1 protein-coding gene and 1 pseudogene are annotated in these 2,951 nt (G+C 79.1%); one reads left to right on the forward strand and one right to left on the reverse strand.

Features of this window, described 5'->3' with window-relative positions:
- A pseudogene (locus tag D476_RS37865) lies at nucleotides 1–827 on the forward strand (hypothetical protein); the annotation flags it as partial.
- On the opposite strand, the gene D476_RS32240 reads toward D476_RS37865, so the two are convergent.
- Nucleotides 816–2,951, reverse strand: a 2,136-nt coding sequence (locus D476_RS32240) for a phosphodiester glycosidase family protein (RefSeq protein WP_017622923.1), incomplete at its 5' end; no start/stop codon positions are given. The pseudogene D476_RS37865 and the gene D476_RS32240 overlap by 12 nt on opposite strands.

Below are 2,951 nucleotides of genomic sequence, written 5' to 3' on the forward strand. Positions count from 1 at the left end.
GGCGGCCGAGCGCCGCGGAGGTGCTGCGGGCGCTGCTCGGCCTCCCCTACTGCAGCGACGAAGAGCTGCTGGACGCGGGCGCGCGGGCGGCGGACGACCCGGACACGCGGATCGGCGGCCCGCCCCCCGACCGGACCGGGCGCGTCCGGGTCGTGGACTCCCCAGAGCGCCCGTACGTGCCCGACCCGCCGAGCGTGCCTCGCCGCCCGAGTGCGGAGGCACACGCGGAGGCGCACGCGGAAGAGGTCGGGCCGGACGCGGCCGCCGCGGGCACGGCGGCGGCAGCGGGCGCGGCGGCGGCACCGGCCGCAGAGGCCGCCCACCTGACCTCCCCGGAGCGCACGCGGCGACGGCAGCACATCCTTCTCGCCGTGGCCGCCGCCTGGCTCCTCGCCATGGCCGGCCTCGCCGGGTGGGCGGTCGTTAACGGGACGTTCGCCCCTGAGGCGGCCCCTGAGCGGGCGACACCGGCCGCCCCGGGCGGGTCACCCGACCCGTCGCCCGCCGAGGCGCGCCAGAGCGGCACAGCGACCACGCGGGGAGATCCCGTGGAGAACGAGGCCCCGGAACCGAGCACGTCCCCGAGCCCTTCCCCCAGCCCCTCGCCGAGCCCGTCCGAGACCACGACGCCGTCCCCGGACCCGACGCCCGACGACCCGCCGAGCGATCCGCCCACGGACCCTCCCGACCCGACCACCGATCCCCCGACGGATCCCCCGACCGACCCGACCACGGACCCTCCGACGGATCCGCCGACCCAGGGGCCGACCGGTACACCGGGACCACCGCCGGTCGAACTGCCGTCCCCGCTGCCCTCACTCACCTGACAGGGCCTCCGGGACGCGCCCCAGCTCTCCCGTGAGGTCGGAGAAGGCCACCTCGCCCTCGTAGGAGCGCGCCCCGTCCGTCTCCACCAGGTACACGGACGTCACCGACACCGGCTGCACGGCGTCGTCCGGAACCGTGAACTCCACGGGCCGCCACCCTGTCCAGGCGACCCGCGGCCCGTACAGGGCGTGGCGGATGCCCGCGCCGTCGACGACGGACACGGCCACGGTGGCGCCCTTGCCGTCGCCCTTCACCTGCAGGCCGAACCCGAAGGCCGCCGGGCGCGCGGGGATCGGCTCAGGCGGCCGCACCGTCGCCGCCCGGGTCCGCGCGGACCCGGTGAAGTCGTACCGGAGCGCGACGCCCGCGCCGTGCCTGCCCTCGACGGGCCGCAGCCCGGCCTGTGCCCGCGTGCCCCCGGCCGTCCACGCGCCGCCGTCCTCGAATGAGGACAGCCGCCCGGTCGTCGCCCCGATCGCGACGGGCACCTCGGCGCGCACCCCGCCCGCCTCGACGGCCACGGCGCCCGCGCCCTTCCCCGCCGCCGGGTGCACCTCGAACCGGCCGTCGCGGTGGTGCTCCACCTTCACCAGGTCCGGGTCGGCCTCGACCCGGACGTCGTCGGGCTCCACGGGGGCGCGCGTGCCGTCCGGCGCCACACCCGAGACGACGAACGGGGCCGAGCCCTCCTCGCCGGGGAAGAAGAGCCGCTCGGGTTCGGGCGCCAAACGCTCCGGACCGGGCAGGACCTGGAGTTCGACACCGCCCCGAACGCCGAACGCCGAGCCCGTCACCTCCACGCTCCCGGGCGGGCCGCCCCGGTACGCGTGCCCGTGCACCGACCCCTGGGGTGCGGACAGCCGCAGCCCGGGTACGCGCCCGCCGCCCCCGCCGACCCCCGCAGGCCCGAAGGCGGCGTCGTGCAGGTCGGCCTCCAAGGTGCGGCGCATCCCGGAGAACAGGAAGTACGGGTCGTCCTGGGCGGGCGCCTGCGCACCGTGGCCGGGGCGCGGGTCGAGCCGCGGGCGCAGCCACAGGCCGGACGGCGCGCCGTCCCCGGCGGGTGCGGTGACGAGCAGCCCGTTGGGGACCTCGCGCGGCCCCTCGCCGGTGCGGTTGCGTGCGATGAGGCCGCGGCCGCCGGGGTCGCGGGCGAGCAGCGCCGAGGAGCCGCCGCCGTCCAGCTCGATCGCGTCGGCGGCCCCGGCGTCCTTGGCCGCTTCGGCCGCCTCGCCCAGGGTTGCGCCGGGCGCGCCGGGCACCCGGCCGTCGACGGCCACCGCCACCATCCGGGTGCCGTCGGAGCCGAACCCCAGGACGGTGCGCGGCTGGCGGGCGCCGTCGGCGGCGCCGGTGGGGCGGCCGTCGCGGAGCAGCACGCGGCGGCCGCCGAGGACGGTCCGGGGCCGCACGCCCCCGGCGTCGATCCGGTAGTCGGCCTCCACCTCCGCGCCCTCACCCAGCTCGGCGAGGAGGTCGGCCCCGGCGCCCCGGCCCACCAGCACGCGCGTCCCCGGTCCGATGGGCCCCTTCCCGGCACGGTCGCGCACGGCGCGCACGGCGCCGTCGGCGAGCACCGCCTCGGCGACCCGGTCGGCGCCGTGCACGGCCCGCGCGCGCGAGGCGCTCCCCCAGTCGCGGGTGAACAGCCCGAGGCCGTCCTCGGGGATCTCCGGGGCGTTGAGCGCGTCCAGGCGGGTCGTACCGGACGGGGTGCGCACGGTCCCCTCGAAACGCACCCGCCGCACCGAGCCGCGGCCGTCCTCTCCGATCACGGCCGCGTAGGGGCGGTCGGGCGCGGGCGAGGAGAGGACCTCGCCGTCCCGCACGGCCGCGCCCAGGGGCGCGTAGGAGGCCCCGGCGTCGAAGAAGTCCCCGTTGACCGCGGCGACGGCGGCCCGTCCACCGGGCCGGGGATGCGCGGCGGCCATGTCGGCCACCTCGGCGGTGGAGGCGACCGAACCGCCGTCGATGTAGTCGACCTGCGCTCCGGAGCCCGTGTCCACGGTGAGCGAGGTGAGGGTGTGCCGCGGCTCGCCGGGCAGGGCGCGCACCGCCAGGTCGACGCCGGGGGCGACGGGTGCGGTGTGCGGGGGCGGGGCGGAGGCGGCTCCGGCGGGGGC

Origin of the sequence: Nocardiopsis chromatogenes YIM 90109 (assembly GCF_000341185.1) — a bacterium.
In the GTDB taxonomy this organism is placed as follows: Bacteria; Actinomycetota; Actinomycetes; order Streptosporangiales; family Streptosporangiaceae; genus Nocardiopsis_A; species Nocardiopsis_A chromatogenes.